This is a genomic window from Streptomyces sp. NPDC002701, assembly GCF_042889045.1.
In the GTDB taxonomy this organism is placed as follows: Bacteria; Actinomycetota; Actinomycetes; order Streptomycetales; family Streptomycetaceae; genus Streptomyces.
Genome location: NZ_JBIAQL010000007.1, coordinates 345,229 through 362,378, shown reverse-complemented (window position 1 = coordinate 362,378; position 17,150 = coordinate 345,229). Strand labels below are relative to the sequence as shown.

Below are 17,150 nucleotides of genomic sequence, written 5' to 3'. Positions count from 1 at the left end.
GAGGAAGGGAACCGCGGACCGCCCCGCGTGCTACGTGGTGAAGCGGTGGGTGCCCGAGCCGACCCGGTACACCGCACAGCCGTCCTCGCTGCGCAGGAACGCCGCGCTGGTGTGGGTGACCGCGTCCGGGGCGTCCGCCGGGATCCAGACCTCCGCCGTCGTGTTGGGGGGCACGGAACAGGTCAGGACGAACCGGTCGGAACGCCGCTGCCACCGGGTGGAGACGGGCCCGTGGACGGAGGTGAAGGTGGCGCGGGCGGAGGTGACGCCCCCGCCCGGGCGCGGCCGGACGACGATCTCACGGTAACCGGGCCGGCCCGCCGCGATGCCGGCGATGTTCGCGTACATCCACTCGCCCACCGAGCCGTAGGCGTAGTGGTTGAAGGAGTTCATGTCCGGTGTCTGGAAGCTGCCGTCGGGCCGGATGGAGTCCCAGCGCTCCCACATCGTGGTGGCGCCCTTGTCGATCTGGTAGCCCCAGCTCGGGAAGGAGCGCTGCAGGAGCAGGCGGTAGGCGACGTCGGTGTGCCCCGTGTCGGTGAGGACGGGCAGCAGCCGGGGCGTACCGAGGAAGCCCGTCGACAGGTGCCAGTCCTTGGCCTCGATCAGCGCGACCAGCCGGTCGGCGGCCGCTTCGCGCAGCCCGTCCGGCAGCAGGTCCATCGACAGGGCGAGGACGTACGCCGTCTGCGTGTCGCCCTTCACCCCGCCGTCGCCGGTGACGTACGCCGTCCGGAACGCCGTGCGGACGCGGGTGAACAGGTCGGTGTAGGGGGCGGGGTCCTCGCCGAGCACCTCGGCCATGCGGGCGGCGAGGTCGGCGCTGTGGGCGAAGTACGCGGTGGCGATGACGTCCTTGGGTGTCTCGTCGGAGACGTTCAGCCAGTCGCCGTACCCGCTCGCCGGCCGCAGCAGGCCGTCGCTGTGCTTCTCCAGGTACGTCAGCCATGCCCGGACGGAGGGCCAGGCGTCCTCGACGACCTGCCGGTCGCCGTACGCCCGGTAGAGGGACCAGGGCACGGTGACACCCGCGTCGCCCCATCCCGCGACCCCGTTGCCGACCGTGCCGACCATGGGGGCCACGTCGGTGAAGGCGCCTTCCGCGGTCTGCGCGTCGCGCAGGTCGACGAGCCACTTGGTGAGGAAGCGGGCGGACTCCATCGTGTACGCGGCGGTGGGCGCGAAGACGTTGATGTCACCCGTCCATCCCAGACGCTCGTCGCGCGCCGGCGTGTCCGTCGGGACGGAGAGGAAGTTGCCCCGCTGCCCCCAGGTGATGTTGCTGTGCAGTGTGTCGAGCATCGGCACGTCGGTCTCGAAGTCGAGGGTGAAGGGGGCGGAGGTGTGCATCACGCGGCCGGTCAGGTTCCTGGCCGTGGGAGTGCCGGGAAATCCGGTCACCTCGACATAGCGGAACCCGTGGAAGGTGAAGCGCGGCTCGTACACCTCCTCGCCGCCGCCTTTGAGGGTGTACGTGTCGGTGGCCGCGGCGGTCCGCAGGTTCGCCGTGTAGAGCGTGCCGTCCGGGTCGAGGACCTCGGCGTGCCGGAGCCGGACGGCCGTGCCCGCCGCTCCCGCCACGCGCAGCCGTACCGAACCGACCATGTTCCGGCCCAGGTCGAGGACGAAGACCCCCGGCTCGGGCTCGGTCACCTTCTGGACCGGCAGTTCCTCGGTGACCCGCACCGGGCCGTCCACCTGCGCCACGATCAGACGGGGAGCCGTGCCGTCCGCGGCGCGCACCACGTCCAGCCAGGCCCGGTCGTCGAAGCCGGGCGAGGTCCAGCCGGGGGTCTCCCTGCGCGCGTCGTACGTCTCGCCGCTGAGCAGGTCGGCGGAGACGATCGGTCCGGCGGCGGCCCGCCAGTCGGTCCCCGAGACGACGCGCTCGCGCGTCCCGTCGGCGTACTCGACCTCCAACTGGGCCAGCAGCGCCGGGCGTTCGCCGTACTGGTGGGGCCCGAACATACCGACGTTGCCGGCGTACCAGCCCGGCGCCAGGTACGCGCCGAGGGCGTTGGCGCCCGACCGCACGAGCGTGGTGACGTCGTAGGTCTGGTACTGGACGCGTTCGCGGTAGTCGGTCCAGCCGGGGGCGAGCTGGTCGCGGCCCACGCGGCGGCCGTTGAGGTGGGCCTCGTACAGACCGAGGGCCGTGGCGTACAGGCGCGCGCGTGCCACCTTCCTGCGTGGCAGCTCGAACTCGTGCCGCAGCTGGTTGGCGGCGTACGACGCGGGGACGACCCTGCCCCACGGTCCGGCGCCCCACACCGCCGCCTCCTTCGCCGCGGGCCAGCCGCTGTCGTCGAAGTCGGTGCCGCGCCAGTCCGCGGCCGGCTCCTCGTCCGTCGATCTCCAGGAGTCGTCGGTGACGATCCGCCGCTCGCCGGACGCCGTGTGGAGGGTGAGGGAGGCGACCAGGCCGGCGGGCCCCTCGGACGCGTTGGTGGCCGCGACCGCGAGGACGTTCCGGCCCGTACGCAGCTGCGCGAGGATCTCGACGACGGCGGGGCGCCGCCAGCCCTCGTGGTCGGTGTCCAGGTCGGTGCGGGCCACCTCGGTGCCGTTCACGGAGACGGCGTAGACGTTGTCCGCGCTGATCGCCAGCGTCGCGGCGGTGACCGGGTCCGGGAGGTCGAGCGTGCGGCGGAACCAACGGGTGCCCGCCGGTGCGCTGTCGGCCGGTTCACCCGCGGCGAACCAGATCCAGGCGCTGCCGTCGAGGGAGGGCGCGTCGGTGAGGGCCGGGGGAGCGGTGACCCACTGCGCGGTCCACTGCGCGGGGTCCATGAGCCCGGTCTCCCACCACGACGGCTCGCTCCAGGCCGAGACCCCGCCGTCGGCGTCCCATACGCGTACGGACCAGAAGTAGCGGGTGCGCGGCGCGAGTCGCGGGCCCGCGTAGGGGACGAGCACGGACTCGCCGGAGACGACCCTCCCGCTGTCCCAGACGTCCGGACGGGTGAGGCGTGCGGCGCTGGAGGCGACACGGATCTGGTAGCCGCTCTGGCGCGCTCCCGGCTCGTCCGAGCTCATCGGCCAGCTCAGCCGGGGCCGTTGTGCGTCGATGCCGAGAGGGTGCCGGACGTACTCGACGGTGGGCGCGGTGACGCGCAGGGCGCCGCGCCGCGTGCCCGCCTGCGCCGGCCCGGACGTCGGCGCGGCCATCGCGGACCCGGCGTCGGCGGCCGTCGCGGTGACGGCCAGCGCGGCGGCCGTACCCGCCAGAATGTTCCTCCTGCTGATCACTGCGGCTCCTCAGGTAGGAAGGATGAATCGATTCACCTCCGTGAACGTAGGGGCGTGCGGGGTGGGGGTCAATGAGCGTGCAGCACATTCTTGACGGGCTGTCGGGGGCCGTCGGATGCGGTAGTTGCTTCGACGGCCGCCCGGTGTGGTCGGGACGCGGACGATTGAACGGTTTCAATCGTGGGCTATCCGTGCCACCCGGGGACCTCCGCGGTCACAGCGAGGCCAGCCAGGCCGCCGTGTCGCGGGGGCGGGTGAAGCGGAGGGTGTCCAGCGGCGCGAAGCGGGGGTCGCGCGTCAGGAGCTCGATCTCGCGGCGGCGGCCCGCGTGCTGGGACCAGGCCCACCGGGCCGGGTGTTCCCGGCTCAGCCAGCCCGCCCAGGTCTCCCTGTTGCCCCCGAAGAGGACCTCGCGGGTGAGGGTGCGTGCGAGGGAGCGGCGCAGGACCCGGGGCATGAAGACGCGCTTTCCGTAGTCGAGCCACAGCACGGTGTCGGCGCGGCCCCAGAGCACGTCGCGGACTTCCGGCGGGCCGAGCGAGTCGACGATCCAGCGTGGCTCGGCGGTGACTCGAGAGACCGTCTCGGTCAGCTTGGCGTCGGTGGCCCAGTTCGGCCCCGTGTAGTGCAGGGCGTCCATCTCGTGGCAGGGCAGCCCCAGCCGCTCGCCCACGGCCTCCGCCAGCGTCGTCTTACCGGCACCTGTGACGCCTACCACCAGGATCCGTCGCACCGGGGCACCCTACAGCGGCGACTGCTCAGGGGTATTCAAAAGGCGTGACATACAAGGGCAAATGGAGTGAAACACCCGCTCCTGCCGGATGCCTGTCGGCTCCGGGAACGGCTTCGCGGAGGAACGGATCGCTCATCCGGACCGCTCCGCCTACCGCGCCCTTTCGTCCTGGCGCCGCCGATAGGATCTAATGGGCAGTCGCGCGCGAGGCAGCCAGGTGCCGGCCGTCAACGGTCGACCGCTCCGCCTTTGATCCGCGCGACTCCCGACTCCGGATGGTTTGGATGCCTGCCTCTTCGCATCGCGACCCTGTACGTCCCGTACAGGACACGGCGCCCTCAGTGGCTGCGCCGCAGCACCACGATCTGTTTCTCCAGCCGCAGTACACGGTCGAACTGCCGCCACTGGACGACGAGGACGAGGACACCTTCTCGCCGCCTCAGCCTCCGCCGGCGCAGCGGCGACGGGGGACACCCCGGGGCCGCTGACGTCGCCCGCCGCCCGTCCTGCGGGTCCCTGCGGGGCCTGTCGGTCCACCTGCGGGCCCTGTCGGTCCACTCCGCCGAGCTGCGAGCTCCGAGCTACTGGCTCCGGGCTTCTGGCTTCGGCGGAGCAGGCCGGGCCCTCTTGGGACCGAGGGACCCACGGCTGCGACCCGCACCGCCCCGTCATCCGCCGGACAGCGCGTAGCCGCCCCGTTCAAGGACTCCGGGGACCCCGGGGGACGGCACGGCGGCAGGCGGCGTGCGGGGCAGGCGGTACGCGACCGGCGTGGGACCTCAGACCGGATAAGCGTGCGTCTGGGTCGCCTTCACCGCCGCCCAGACCGCGGCGCCCGGACGCAGATCGAGTTCGGCCGCGGCGACCGCGGTGAGATCCGCGACGAGGGGCAGCTCTCCCCCCAGGTCGGCCCGGATCTGGTCACCGTGCGTCTCCAGGCCCGCGACCTCGCAGCGCCACAGGTTGCGCGCGCTGACGCCGACGGGGCGGTCGCGGTGGAGCGTGACCGCGCCCGGCGGGAACGCCACGAAGACCGGACCGGACAGGGCCTCCGTGGTGGTGATGAGCGGACCGGCGTCCAGCCGGACGACATGGCCGTCGGCCTCACCCCGGTAGAGGTTCAGGCCGACCAGTTGCGCGACGTAGTCCGTACGGGGGTGACGGGCGATGTCGGGCGGGGTGCCCTCCTGGACGACCCGTCCGTCCTCGACGACGACCAGCCGGTCGGCCAGCACCATGGCATCCAGCGGATCGTGTGTGACCAGGACGGCGACCGCCTCGAACTCGGCCAGGTGGCGGCGGAGCTCGGAGCGCACCTCCAGGCGGGTACGGGCGTCCAGCGCGGCGAGCGGCTCGTCGAGCAGGAGCAGCCGGGGGCGGGTGGCGAGCGCGCGGGCCAGGGCGACCCGCTGGGCCTGCCCCCCGGAGAGACGGCGGGGCCTGGCGCCGACGTGCTCCGCGAGACCCAGGCGGTCGAGCCACCCGGCGGCCAGGGCCCGCGCCTGAGCCTTGGTCGCGCCCTGGCAGCGCGGTCCGAAAGCCACGTTGTCCAGGGCGGTCAGATGGGGGAAGAGCAGGTAGTCCTGGAAGACGACGCCGACCGGGCGGGACTCCGGCGGCGTCCGCTCCAACGCCCTGCCGTCCAGCCGCAGCCGGCCGCCCGTGAGGGGCGTCAGGCCGGCCAGGGCCCGCAGGGCCGTCGTCTTCCCCGCGCCGTTCGGGCCGAGCAGGGCGACGACTTCGCCGGGCGCGACACGCAGTGTCACATCGAGCCGGAACGCGCCGCGCTCGACGACGAGACGGGCGTCGAGACCCTCCTCGCGGGCCGCCGCGCGGATGTCGTGGCCGGTGCCGTGCGTCCCGGTCATCGCGCTGTCATCCAGCGGTCGCGCAGGCCGGCCAGCACCGCGACGGACACGGCCAGCAGGACGAGGCTGAGGGCGATGGCGGCCTCCGGGTCGCTCTGCAGGGCCAGGTACACGGCCAGCGGCATGGTCTGGGTGCGGCCGGGGAAGTTGCCCGCGAAGGTGATCGTCGCCCCGAACTCGCCGAGCGCCCGGGCCCACGCCAGGACCGCGCCGGCCGCGATGCCCGGCGCGATCAGCGGGAGCGTGACCCGGCGGAACGCGGTGAAGCGGGAGGCGCCGAGCGTGGCGGCGGCCTCCTCGTACCGCGGGTCGGCGGCCCGCAGGGTGCCCTCGACGCTGATGACGAGGAACGGCATGGCCACGAACGCCTCGGCGATGACGACCCCCGTCGTGGTGAAGGGGAGGGTGACCCCGAACCAGGCGTCCAGCCACCTCCCGACGATGCCGTTGCGGCCGAGCGCCATCAGCAGTGCCACACCGCCGACGACCGGCGGCAGCACGAGCGGCAGGGTGACGAGGGCGCGTACGAGTCCGCGCCCGGGGAACTCGACGCGGGCCAGCAGCCAGGCCAGCGGCACGCCGATGACCAGGCTCACGGCGGTCGCGGCCGTGGCGCAGACCAGGGAGAGCTGGAGCGCCTGCCACACCTCGGCGCTCGTCAGCAGCTCCGGCAGACTGCGCCAGGGGGCCCGGACGAGCAGGGCGGCCGGCGGCACGATCAGGAACGCCAGGCCGGCCAGCGCGGGCACCAGCAGGGGCAGGGGCACGCCCCTGCCACCGCCGCGAGCGGTGCGGCCACCGGTACCGCCCCCGCCGGTGCCGGTGCCGGTGCCGGTGCCGGTGCGGGTGTGGGCGCGGCGCCGCCACGGTCCGCCCCGGTGGGCGTCCGTCGCGGTGTCGGGCCGGTCGTCCGGGAACGTCACGGCGTGCGGAACCCGGCCCCGGTCAGCACCTGCCGGCCGTCGGCGGACCGGACCAGCGCGATGAACGCCCTGGCGGCCTCGGCGTTCTGCGCGTCCTTGAGCTGGACGATCGGGTAGTCGTTGACCGCGTCGGCGGACTCGGGGAACTCCACGCCCTCCACCTTGTCACCCGCCGCGCGCACATCGGTCTTGTAGACGACCGCCGCGTCGGCCTCCTTCAGCTCGACCTTCGTCAGGGCGGCCTTCACGTCCTGCTCGTAGGAGACGGGTGTCAGCCGCAGGCCGGCGGCGTCCAGGGCCTGCTGGGCGGCGGCGCCGCAGGGCACCGCCTTGTCGCACAGCACGACCTTCAGGTCCGACTCGGTGAGGTCCTTCAGGGAGGAGATCCCGTCGGGGTTGCCCGGCAGGGTGGCGATCTCCAGTTCGTTGCGGACGAAGGTGGCGGGCGGCCCCGACGCGTCGCCCGCGTCCGTCACGATCTTCATCGTCTTCGGGCTGGCGGAGGCGAACACGTCCGCCGGGGCGCCGCCCGTGATGCTCGCGGCGAGCGAGTCGCTGCCGCCGAAACTGAAGGTGACCTTCGTACCCGGGTGTTGCTTCTCGAACTCCTCGCCCAGCGTCGTGAAGCTCTCCTTGAGGGAGGCGGCGGCGAACACGGTCACCGTGCCGGACACCGCGCCCGACGAGCCGGACGCGGAGGCGTCCGACGTCGCCGACGAGTCGTCGGACGACGAGCAGGCGCTCAGCGCCAGCAGGGCGGCGGCGCCCGCGCCGGCCGCCCGCAGGGTCCGGCGGCCACGGCGCGCGGTACGGGTCATCACGGGTCCACTCCCTCTGGTCCTGATCCCTCTGGTCCTGACGGGCACGGTCGCCCACGGTCCTCGGGGATCGCTCCGGCTCCGGGGCCGCGGTGGCCGTCACGTCGGCGCCGCGGTTCCGGCCTCGATGATAGCGCCGCAGATGCGAGGGGAAAGCGCGCAGTCACTTTGCACCAGCCGGAGTCTGCCGCTTGCCGGGTGGTATGTGCGTCTGGGTCCGCTGTCAGGTCCGGTCGATGTGTACGTTCGTCGACTTCACCCGGGCGGTGGCCTCCACCCCGACCTCGAGGCCCAGTTCCTCCACGGCCTCCCGCGTCAGCAGGGACACCAGCCGGTGCGGCCCGGCCTGGATCTCCACCTGGGCGGCGACATCGCCGAGCTTCACGGCCGTGACGATGCCGGGGAAGGCGTTGCGGACGGAGGTGTACGAGGTGTCCTCCTCCGCCCCGCCACTCCTGGCCAGCTCCACCGAGAAGGCGGCCAGCTCCCTGCCGTCGATCAGGCGCCGGCCGCTCTCGTCCCGGTGGGTGGTCATCCGGCCCGCGTCCGCCCACCGGCGCGCGGTGTCCGGGCTCACCCCGAGCAGACGCGCCGCCTGACCGATCGTGTATGACTGCATACGCGCCAAGATAGGCGATCACCGACAGGCGGGCCGGGCCCACGGGTGTCGCCGCCGCCGCGCCGGGCCCGGGCTCAGTGTCCGACGCGGAAGGTCGCGTCCTGCCGTTGCGTGGACGTGGAGACCGGATCGATGCGCAGCGCGTAGTCGGCGTGGCGGATGTAGCGGGTCGGGTTGTTGTACGAGCGGAACGACGCCCAGGAGGAGTCGGCGAGGCCGGCCGTGCGGTAGAAGGTCGCGTCACCCGCGAACGTCGACGTGCCGTCGTTGACGTCGAGTTGGAGCGCGTAGCCGTAGTGCCGCAGGTAGCGGGTGGGGTGGCTGACCGACTGGAAGGACACCCCGGAGCTGTCGGCCAGGCCCGGGACGAGCTTCCACTGGGAGTCGGTGTAGAGGTCGAAGGGGTAGGCGTCGATGCGGGCGGCGTAGTTGGCGTGGCGGACGTAACGGTCCGGGAAGTTGTACGACTTGAGCCGGTTCCAGGCGGGGGCGCCCCACTTGGTGAGCAGGTTGTCGTACTCGGTCATGGTGATGGTGGCTATGCCGCAGTGCTTGGAGTTGACCGGCTGGGTGTACGTCCTCTGGTCCAGCGCGGTCCAGGTGCCGGAGGCCAGGTCGGTGGACTGCCAGGCGTAGAAGACGCCGTTCGGTGTGTACGTGTCTCCCCAGAGGTACCAGGTGCTGGACGAGAGGGACTTGACCACGGTCGGGGCCTCGGTGCCGCCGTGCGCGACACCCGTGCCGAACTCGGTGAAGCTGCCCGGGTCCAGGGAACCGGACCGTGCCGCCACCAGTGTCTGGTTCTTCTTGAAGAAGAGGTAGTTGACGCCGTTGACGCCGATGGCCATGTTGCCGTCGATGACGTCGTAGCCCGGGTCGAAGAAGACCTGCGGGGCCGATGCGGTGACGAAGTCGGTGGTGTGGTTCACCATGATGACGTTGTGGCCGCTGGAGTTGACCGAGGAGTAGATGACCGCGTACCGGCCGCGGCTCGCGTCCCAGAACGCCTCGGGCGCCCAGCTGTGGGTGGTCATGTCGTGGAGCTTGAGGCGGCGGTAACCGGTGAACGTCCGCAGGTCCGCGGAGTCCCAGACGTGGATGTACTGGCTGTTGTAGCTCCAGTCGGTGCCCTTGAGGTCGGTGGCGATGACGACGAAGGTGCCGTCCCGCTTGCGCATGAGGAAGGGGTCGCGCAGGCCGAGGGCGCCCGCCGTGGGGGTGGCCAGGGGGTTGTTCTGGTTGAGCGGCGTCCAGTTGAGCGCGTCGGTGCTGACGGCGAGGTGGAGTCCGTAGTCGGTGCCGGGGCCCAGACTCGTCGACTCGGTGAAGTAGCACATCACGTACGCCGAGTCGGCGGCGTGGGCGGTGCCGGCGCCGAGAGTCAGTGCGCCGGACACGGCCAGGGGGGTGGTGGCGGCCATGCCGAGGAAGAGGCGCCGGGACGGACGGGGTCTTGCGCTCATTCGGGTCTCCGGGTGGGGGTGGGGGCGGTGGAGTGAGCGGCGGTGTCCGAGGTGAGGGGTGTGGTCGAGTGGTCGGTATGTCGAACGTGGTTCGGGAGGTCGGTCAGAAAGTAGGGTCACTTGTGGGGTGCGTCAATGACTCCGACGTTGTCCCTCCGGGGGTGCGGGGAGTTTCCTGGGCGTTTGTGGGGTGGTGCGGGTGGGTGGTGGCTGGGCGCGCAGTTCCCCGCGCCCCTGGGGGGTCGGGGTGGGCGGTGTTTGGGAGGTCTGGTGAGTTGGAACCGGCGGGGGCCGTATGTGTTGAAGGGGAGGGCGCGGGGGTGTCGTGGCTGGGTGCGGGGTTCCTCGGGCCCCTCGGGGGGCTGTGCGGGAGGCGCGGGTGGGGGGTGCGTGGTCGGATGGGATCGGGTGGTTCCGCATCCTTGTCCGGCTGGTTCCGGGAAGTGGGACTCACCTGCCGTACGTGGACGGCCGGAGACCGGCGACGAGAGGAAGACCCGTGGAACGCGACCCGCTGCGTGCCCGCACGGTGGTGGTGACCGGGGCCGCCCGGGGAGTCGGCGCCGCCCTGGCGCGGGAACTGTCCAGCCGAGGTGCCCGGCTCGCGCTCCTCGGACACGAGAAGGCGGCGCTGGAGGCCCTGGCGGCCGAGCTGCCCACCCGGGCCGCCGCCTGGGAGGTCGACGTCACCGACGACGCCGGTATGGCCGACGTGGCCCGCGAGGTGCGCGCGACCCTGGGCGCACCGTCCGTGGTGATCGCCAACGCCGGTATCGCGGAGGGCGGCCCCTTCGCCGAGACGGACGCCGCGTCCTGGCGCCGGGTCATCGACGTCAACCTGACCGGCAGCGCGATCACCGCCCGCACCTTCCTGCCGGACATGGTGGACACGGCGGGCTACTACCTCCAGATCGCCTCGCTGGCGTCGATCGGCGCCGCGCCCATGATGAGCGCCTACTGCGCGTCCAAGTCGGGCGTGGAGGCGTTCGCCCACTCCTTCCGCGCCGAGGTGGCGCACCAGCGGATCGCGGTGGGCGTCGCCTACCTCAACTGGGTCGACACCGACATGATCCGCGACGCCGACGAGCACGCCGTGCTGCGGGAACTGCGCGGCCACATGCCGCTGCCCGCCCGCCGCGTCCACCCCGTGGGGAAGGTGGCGTCCCGGCTCGTGCGGGCCGTCGAACGGCGGCGCACCTCGGTGTACGTACCGGGCTGGCTCCTCGCCGCCCAGCTCGGCCGTGCCACGCTGCCGCCGGTCGTGATGCGCCTGTCACGCCTGACTCTGCCCCGGCTGGCGGCCCGGGAGCCCTTCCGCCCCACCGGACTGCTCGGCGCGGGCGGCCGCGCCGACCCCGCCCCGGTCGGCGTCCCCCGGACACCGGACGAGCGCGTCTGAACCGGCAAGGTCCACTCGGTTGAACCGCGGATGCCGGGGGACTCGGATCCGGTCACTCCTTACCAGCGGGTGCGAGACGAGGGAGACAGCCGTGGCCGTACGCCACCGACTGATCAAGAGGAGTCCGCGCGAGGTCTGGGCCGTCCTGGCCGACGGCACGCGGTACGCGGACTGGGTCGTGGGGACGTCGTCCTCGTACCCCGTGCGCGGTCAGTGGCCGCAGGTGCACTCCGCCATCGGCTACGAGGTGCGGGCCGGGTTCCTGAGCTTCACCAACCAGACGGTCGTACGGGCGTGCGACGAGGAGCGCGAGCTCGAACTGGAGGCGATCGCGGGTCCGCTCGGCACGGCACGCATCGCCATCGAACTGCGCCCCTGGGGCGACCACACGCTGGTGATCATCGACGAGCATCCGCTGCGGGGCGTCGGCGGCTTCCTGCACAACGCGGGCGTCGAGGGGCTCATCCAGGTGCGGCACCGGGCCATGCTCAAGCGGCTGGCCGAGGTCTGCGAGGAGGGACGGGGCGAGGCCGTGTCCCCCCGTACGGAGCCGAAGACGGCATGACCCACGGCAACCGCGAACGACAGCGATGACATCCGTGCAGCGAGACGGGAGGCGTCCATGCCGGACGCGGTAGTGATCGGGGCCGGCCCCAACGGGCTGGTGGCGGCGAATCTGCTGGCCGACCAGGGCTGGAGCGTCGAAGTCCTGGAGGAACAGGACGAGCCGGGCGGCGCGGTCAGGCACGACCACGGGGTGCACCCCGACTTCGCGAGCGACCTCTTCAGCTCGTTCTACCCGCTGGCCGCCGCCTCGCCGGTCCTCGCCGGGCTGCACCTGGAGCGGCACGGGCTGCACTGGAGCCATGCGCCACGGGTGCTGGCCCACCCGCTGTCCGACGGCCGGTGCGCCGTCCTCGGCCGGAACCTCGACGACACCGCCGCCTCCCTGGACGTCTTCGCCGCCGGTGACGGCGACGCCTGGCGCGAACTGCACGGGATGTGGGAGCGGCTGCGCCCCGACCTGCTGGAGGCGCTGTTCACCCCCTTCCCGCCGGTACGCTCCGGCGCCCGGCTGGCGCTGCGCCTGCGGACCGCCGGCGGGCTGCGCATGGCCCGCTCGATGGTGCTGCCGGTGCGGCGGCTCGGGGAGGAGGAGTTCCGCGGTGAGGGCGGCAGGCTGCTGCTCGCGGGCAACGCGCTGCACGCCGACCTCGCCCCGGAGGCCGCCGGGAGCGGCGGCTTCGGCTGGCTCATGTCGATGCTGGGCCAGACGTACGGCTTCCCCGTTCCCGTGGGCGGTTCGGGCGCCCTCATCGGGGCGCTGACACGGCGGTTGCGGGAGCGCGGCGGGGTCCTGCGGTGCGGGGAGCGGGTGAGCCGCGTCGTCGTCCGGCAGGGGCGTGCCGTGGCGGTGCGCACGGCCGGCGGCGAGACGGTGTCCGCCGGCCGGGCCGTCCTCGCGGACGTGTCCGCCCCCGCCCTGTACGGCGATCTGGTGGACAGCGCCGACCTGCCCCCGCAGGTACTGGCCGATCTGCGCCGCTTCCAGTGGGACTTCGCCACCTTCAAGGTCGACTGGGCCCTCGACGGCTCCGTGCCGTGGCAGGCCCCCGAGGCCGCGGGTGCGGGCACCGTGCATCTGGCCGACGGCGTCGACGAGCTGACCCGGTTCGCGGCACAGGTGGCCATGGGGCAGGTTCCGGACCGGCCGTTCGCGCTGTTCGGGCAGATGACGACCTCCGACCCCACCCGGTCACCCGTGGGCACCGAGTCGGCCTGGGCGTACACCCACGTTCCGCACCGGATCAAGGGCGACGCCGGCGACGACGGACTGACCGGCAGCTGGGACGCGAAGGAGCAGGAGCTCATGGCCGACCGGGTCGAGCGGCAGGTCGAGCGTTTCGCACCGGGTTTCCGGTCCCTGATCAGGGCCCGGCGCATCCTGGCCCCGCCCACCCTCCAGGCCATGGACGCCAACCTGCACGGTGGTGCCATCAACGGCGGCACCACGGCCCTGCACCAGCAGCTCTTCTTCCGTCCCGTGCCCGGCACGGGACGCCCGGAGACGCCGGTCAAGGGCCTCTACCTGGCGTCGGCCTCCGCGCATCCGGGAGGCGGTGTGCACGGCGCCCCGGGCTCCAACGCCGCCCGCGCCGCGCTGCGCAGGAACCTCCCGTCCGGCCTGACCCGCGCCCAACGACTGCTGGCCCGCCGCGACCGAAAGGGAGACCGCAACCGCGAACTCGACGCCTAGGCCGGGCCCGTCCCCCGTCCGCGGGCACGTCGTGGCCGACCACGCAGTTCCCCGCACCCGCGCGCCCAAGGGGCGCGGGGAACGGCGCGAGCAACCACGCCGCACCCGCAGACATCGAACAACCCGGGGCCCCCAAGGGACGCGGGGTCGCGCCCGTCACCCCGTGCCGGGCGCGACCCCCTCCCCCTCCCGTTCCTCCACAGGCGGCATGAACGCCCGCAACCACCGCTCCGTCTGGGAGACATGCGCCTCCGCCGCCCCCGCCGCGGCCCCGGGATCGCGGTCCGCGATCGCGGAGGCCAGCACCCGGTGGTCCGCGTCGCTCTTGCGGCGCAGCTCAGGCCCCTCGGGCAGCGTGAAGACCTGGTACTTCCGCGACCGGGCGCGGAAGACCGCGAGCAGCGAGGCCAGCGTCGGATTCTCGGCGGCCCGCGCGATCTCGGCGTGGAACCGGTGGTCGAGCTCCGACGCCTCGGTGGGGTCGTCGGTGGCCTCCATCGCCTCGATGAGGGAGAAGAGCGACGCCACCGTCTCGGGGGTCCGCCGCGCGGCGGCCTTGGCCGCGACATGCGCCTCCAGCACCCGCCGGATCTCGTACACCTCCAACAGGCCCGGCAGCGGCAGGAGTTCGAGCGTCAGGGAGAGGCTGCCGATGACGTCCTCCGGCCGCAACTGCGACACGAACGTCCCCGAACCGTGCCGCGGCTCGACCACGCCCAGGGCCGAGAGCATCCGTACGGCCTCACGCAACGGACCCCGCGAGACGCCGAGTTCCTCGCCGAGCTCGGCCTCGGGCGGAATGCGCTCGCCCGGACCGAGGCGCCCGGTCGCGATCATATGACGCAGGCCGTGGAACGCCTTGTCGACTGCGGACATCCGATTCCTCCCCCTGACGGGTCGCGGCCTCACCGTGGCCCCCGGGCACTCTAGCGACTCAGAGTCGTCAGATGTCTTCGATGTATCGACTCAAAGTCATCTGATGACTATCGCTGCACACCCCTTGCGTGGCGCAAAAATGCCGTGCAGGATGCCGAGTCATCATACGTGTCTCGCCCGGCATCAGATGTCTGCCGTCTGGCACCGGCGGACATCCGGCGTCGGTAGATGTGGAGTGATGTGAGCGAGACCGAGGTCACCACCGCCCCCCGCCCCTTGCTGCTGGCGGACGGCCGCCCCGCGGCCCGGGCGTGGTCGCTGGACCCCGTCATGAAGCACCTCAACCACGGCTCGTTCGGGGCCGTCCCCCTGGTGGCGCAGGAGCGGCAGAACGAGTTCCGGGCCGAGATGGACAGCTCACCGGTGGTGTGGTTCCCGGCGCTGCCGCAGCGGATCGCCGCCACCCGCGTCGACCTCGCGGCCTTCCTGCGGGTCGCCCCGGACGACCTCGCCCTGGTGCCGAACGCGAGCGCCGGCATCAGCGTCGTCTTCGCCTCGCTGCAACGCCGCCGCGGTGGCGGGATCCTCGTCACCGACCACGGCTACGGCGCCGTGACCATGGGCGCCGAGCGTCTCGCCCGGCGCTGGGGCGGCGAGGTGCGTACCGCGCGGGTGCCGCTGGACGCCGGCGAGGAGCAGGCGTACGAGGCGATCGCCGCCGGGATCGACGACGACACCGACCTGATCGTCCTCGACCAGATCACCTCCGCGACCGCACGCCGGCTGCCGGTGGAGCTGATCGGCGCGGAGGCCCGGCGGCGCGGCATCCCGCTGCTCGTGGACGCCGCACACGCCCCCGGCCTGATCGAGGCCCCGCTGGACGGCCTGACCTGTGACTTCTGGGTCGGCAACCTGCACAAGTGGGGCTGCACACCGCGCGGCACCGCGGCGCTGGTCGCCCGCGGCGAGCTGCGCGAGGAGCTCTACCCCCTGATCGACTCGTGGGGCGCCGCCGATCCGTACCCCGACCGCTTCGACCAGCAGGGCACGATCGACGCCACCGGGTATCTCGCGGCCCCGACGGCCCTGGACTTCATCGAAGGCACCTGGGGCTGGGACACAGCCCGCCGGTACATGGACGACCTGGCCGGTTATGCCGAGCGGGTCATCGGCGACGCCTTCGCCGGCCTGACCGGCGACACCGGCACCGTCGACGTGGGCATGCCGGTCCCCGGTATGCGACTGGTACGGCTGCCCGACGGTCTGGCCGGCAGCCGCGTCGAGGCCGACGCGCTGCGCGACCGGGCCGCCCGCGAACTGGGCGTCGAGGCCGCGTTCACCAGCTTCGACGGCGTCGGCTACATGCGGCTGTCCGCACACGTCTACAACACGGCCGCGGACTACGAGTACTTCGCCGAGGACTGTGTCCCCCTCCTCGGCCGGTGGGCCCGCACGGCCCGCGAACACCCCGGCGTGTCGTAGGCGCCCCCCGCGCCTTCACGACGCCCTGTCCCGCACGCACAGAAAGAGGTCGGCACGATGAGAAGAAGGACGGCAGTTCTCGCCCTCGGCACCGCCGCCACGATGGTCCTGACCGGCTGCAGCAGCATGAGCGGCTCGCAGGCCGACGGCACGGTCACCCTGAACATGGTCGAGAGCCTGACGAATCCGGCCCGCACGGACCTGATCAAGGACCTGATAGCGGACTTCCAGAAGCAGAACCCCAAGATCAAGGTCAACCTGATCTCGCCCCCCACCGAGCAGGCCGACCAGAAGATCCAGCAGATGCTCCAGTCCGGCAGCGGGGTCGACACCCTCGAAGTGCGGGACACGACCGTCGGGCCGTGGTCGAACAACGGCTGGATCCACGACATGAAGGCGGACCTGAAGTCCTGGAAGGGCTGGGAGGCGATGACGGAGAACGCCGTCAAGGCGTCCGAGACCGCGGACGGCAAGACGTACTTCGTCCCGTACGGCTTCTACGGCCTGAGCGTCTTCTACCGCAAGGACCTGATCAAGGACGCCGGCTTCAGCAAGCCGCCGGCCAGCTGGGACGAACTCCTCGAACAGGCTTCCGCCATCCACGACCCGGGCAAGCGCCGCTACGGGTACGCCTTCCGCGGCGGGGCCAACGCCCAGGGCAACGCCACCGCCATCATCGAGGCGTACGTCGCCGACGAGATCGACCCCGCCGACGGCTTCAAGCTGAAGGACGGCAAGACGATCTTCTCGGCGCCCGAGGCGCTCGACGCCATGCAGACCTACCTCAAGCTCTTCAAGGAGGCGTCCCCCAAGTCGTCCGTCTCCTGGGGCTATCCGGAGATGGTCGAGGGCTTCTCCAACGGCTCCACGGCCTTCCTGCTGCAGGACCCCGAGGTGATCGCCACCGTCTCGGAGTCCAAGTCCATCAAGCCGGAACAGTGGAGCACCGCCCCGCTGGTGGCAGGCCCCAGCGGCAAGACCGTACAGCCGCTCGCCACCGCCGGCTGGGGTGTCGCGAAGGGCAGCAAGCACAAGAAGGAAGCGGTCAAGCTGGTCGAGTTCCTCTCCGAGGGCGAGGCGTCGACGAGCTTCACCAAGAAGAACAGCCTGGTGCCGATCCTCAAGTCGGCCGCGGAGGACCCGTTCTACAAGACCGGCCCGTGGTCCAGCTACGTCACCATGACGGAGAACCCGGACACCTACCTCAACGTCAGCCAGCCGCGCGGGGTCGCCTGGTGGGCCGAGTGGCAGCAGAAGGCCGACGCGGACATCCAGAAGATGGTGCTCGGCAAGACGACGCCCAAGGAACTGCTGGCCGGCTGGGACACGTACTGGACCGAGAAGCGGCAGCAGGAGAACTAGCCATGCCCACCGCGTCCGAGACGACGGAACCGACAGGACCGACGGGCCCGAAGCAGACACGGCGCACGGCAGCGGCGGGAGCCTCCGGCAACGGGGGCGCC

The 17,150-nt window shown here is 72.3% G+C and carries 13 protein-coding genes; 5 read left to right on the top strand and 8 right to left on the bottom strand.

What is annotated here, in order from left to right:
• Positions 1 to 30: 30 nt before the first annotated feature.
• From ACFYXC_RS22010 to ACFYXC_RS21980, 7 genes are all read right to left on the bottom strand, one after another.
• Positions 31 to 3,249, bottom strand: a complete 3,219-nt coding sequence (locus ACFYXC_RS22010) for an alpha-L-rhamnosidase (protein WP_389553727.1) — start codon at positions 3,247 to 3,249, stop codon at positions 31 to 33.
• Between the two features lie 214 nt (positions 3,250 to 3,463).
• Positions 3,464 to 3,982, bottom strand: a complete 519-nt coding sequence (locus tag ACFYXC_RS22005) for an AAA family ATPase (protein ID WP_389553726.1) — start codon at positions 3,980 to 3,982, stop codon at positions 3,464 to 3,466.
• A gap of 779 nt (positions 3,983 to 4,761) precedes the next feature.
• A complete protein-coding gene (locus ACFYXC_RS22000) occupies positions 4,762 to 5,850 on the bottom strand; it encodes an ABC transporter ATP-binding protein (RefSeq protein ID WP_389553725.1) in 1,089 nt (362 codons plus the stop codon).
• The gene (gene modB, locus ACFYXC_RS21995; RefSeq protein ID WP_389553724.1) at positions 5,847 to 6,773 is read right to left on the bottom strand and encodes a molybdate ABC transporter permease subunit; all 927 of its coding nucleotides are present in this window, start codon (positions 6,771 to 6,773) and stop codon (positions 5,847 to 5,849) included. The genes ACFYXC_RS22000 and modB overlap by 4 nt, the downstream gene beginning before the upstream one ends.
• A complete protein-coding gene (modA, locus tag ACFYXC_RS21990; protein ID WP_389553723.1) occupies positions 6,770 to 7,591 on the bottom strand; it encodes a molybdate ABC transporter substrate-binding protein in 822 nt (273 codons plus the stop codon). Before modA ends, modB begins: the two co-directional genes overlap by 4 nt.
• Positions 7,592 to 7,814: 223 nt before the next feature.
• Positions 7,815 to 8,210 (bottom strand): molybdopterin-binding protein, encoded by a 396-nt coding sequence (locus ACFYXC_RS21985; RefSeq protein WP_389553722.1) that lies wholly within the window; start codon positions 8,208 to 8,210, stop codon positions 7,815 to 7,817.
• A gap of 74 nt (positions 8,211 to 8,284) precedes the next feature.
• A complete protein-coding gene (locus ACFYXC_RS21980; RefSeq protein WP_389553721.1) occupies positions 8,285 to 9,673 on the bottom strand; it encodes a glycoside hydrolase family 43 protein in 1,389 nt (462 codons plus the stop codon).
• A 499-nt stretch (positions 9,674 to 10,172) separates the two neighbouring features.
• Between ACFYXC_RS21980 and ACFYXC_RS21975 the strand changes: the two genes are divergently transcribed.
• The 3 genes from ACFYXC_RS21975 to ACFYXC_RS21965 all read left to right on the top strand — a co-directional run bounded on the left by ACFYXC_RS21975 (position 10,173) and on the right by ACFYXC_RS21965 (position 13,329).
• Positions 10,173 to 11,072, top strand: a complete 900-nt coding sequence (locus ACFYXC_RS21975; RefSeq protein ID WP_389553720.1) for an SDR family oxidoreductase — start codon at positions 10,173 to 10,175, stop codon at positions 11,070 to 11,072.
• A 91-nt stretch (positions 11,073 to 11,163) separates the two neighbouring features.
• Positions 11,164 to 11,637, top strand: coding sequence for an SRPBCC family protein (locus tag ACFYXC_RS21970; protein WP_388905963.1), 474 nt, complete (start codon positions 11,164 to 11,166; stop codon positions 11,635 to 11,637).
• Between the two features lie 57 nt (positions 11,638 to 11,694).
• Entirely contained in the window at positions 11,695 to 13,329 is a 1,635-nt protein-coding gene (locus ACFYXC_RS21965) for a phytoene desaturase family protein (RefSeq protein ID WP_388905965.1), read from the top strand.
• Between the two features lie 156 nt (positions 13,330 to 13,485).
• On the opposite strand, the gene ACFYXC_RS21960 is transcribed toward ACFYXC_RS21965, so the two are convergent.
• On the bottom strand, positions 13,486 to 14,205 hold the full coding sequence (locus ACFYXC_RS21960; protein WP_388905967.1) for a FadR/GntR family transcriptional regulator: 720 nt from the start codon (positions 14,203 to 14,205) through the stop codon (positions 13,486 to 13,488).
• Positions 14,206 to 14,445: 240 nt separating this feature from the next.
• Between ACFYXC_RS21960 and ACFYXC_RS21955 the strand changes: the two genes are divergently transcribed.
• Both ACFYXC_RS21955 and ACFYXC_RS21950 read left to right on the top strand, forming a co-directional pair.
• A complete protein-coding gene (locus tag ACFYXC_RS21955; RefSeq protein ID WP_389553719.1) occupies positions 14,446 to 15,687 on the top strand; it encodes an aminotransferase class V-fold PLP-dependent enzyme in 1,242 nt (413 codons plus the stop codon).
• A 57-nt stretch (positions 15,688 to 15,744) separates the two neighbouring features.
• Positions 15,745 to 17,049, top strand: coding sequence for an ABC transporter substrate-binding protein (locus tag ACFYXC_RS21950; RefSeq protein WP_389553718.1), 1,305 nt, complete (start codon positions 15,745 to 15,747; stop codon positions 17,047 to 17,049).
• Positions 17,050 to 17,150: the final 101 nt, after the last annotated feature.

Excerpts from the sequence above, each read along its gene's own strand:
- ACFYXC_RS22000 (WP_389553725.1), bottom strand. The coding sequence starts at position 5,850 with ATGACCGGGACGCACGGCACCGGCCACGACATCCGCGCGGCGGCCCGC.
- modA (WP_389553723.1), bottom strand. The coding sequence starts at position 7,591 with ATGACCCGTACCGCGCGCCGTGGCCGCCGGACCCTGCGGGCGGCCGGC.
- ACFYXC_RS21985 (WP_389553722.1), bottom strand. The coding sequence starts at position 8,210 with ATGCAGTCATACACGATCGGTCAGGCGGCGCGTCTGCTCGGGGTGAGC.
- ACFYXC_RS21980 (WP_389553721.1), bottom strand. The coding sequence starts at position 9,673 with ATGAGCGCAAGACCCCGTCCGTCCCGGCGCCTCTTCCTCGGCATGGCC.
- ACFYXC_RS21965 (WP_388905965.1), top strand. The coding sequence starts at position 11,695 with ATGCCGGACGCGGTAGTGATCGGGGCCGGCCCCAACGGGCTGGTGGCG.
- ACFYXC_RS21960 (WP_388905967.1), bottom strand. The coding sequence starts at position 14,205 with ATGTCCGCAGTCGACAAGGCGTTCCACGGCCTGCGTCATATGATCGCG.
- ACFYXC_RS21950 (WP_389553718.1), top strand. The coding sequence starts at position 15,745 with ATGAGAAGAAGGACGGCAGTTCTCGCCCTCGGCACCGCCGCCACGATG.